Source organism: Pseudomonas sp. 2822-17 (assembly GCF_002742485.1).
Lineage (GTDB): Bacteria > Pseudomonadota > Gammaproteobacteria > Pseudomonadales > Pseudomonadaceae > Aquipseudomonas > Aquipseudomonas cyclaminis.
This window is the reverse complement of sequence record NZ_LJRZ01000498.1, coordinates 1-266: the sequence shown is the minus strand read 5'-3', so window position 1 is coordinate 266 and position 266 is coordinate 1. Positions and strand designations below refer to the sequence as shown.

General features: G+C 38.0%; 1 pseudogene. It reads right to left on the bottom strand.

The window, feature by feature from the left end:
* A pseudogene (locus AOA60_RS18395) lies at nt 1–266 on the bottom strand (UDP-glucose 6-dehydrogenase); the annotation flags it as partial.

Here is a 266-nt window from a genome sequence, read left to right as displayed (position 1 = left end):
ATGATACGCGAAGTGCTAAGTAAGTGTTTGAAAACAGCTTTACAGCTTCTGCTTCTGTTGAATCTGTAAATAAAACAGGAATACCGGTTTTTACAGCACCTTCATTTAGTAATGCAGCAAACACTTCCGCACGTTCTGATTGCTCCCCAACAATGATACGAGAAGGGTACAAGTTATCGTATAATGCTTTACCTTCACGAAGGAACTCAGGTGAGAACATGATGTTATTCGTATTGTATTTTTCTTTCACTGATTTTGTATATCCC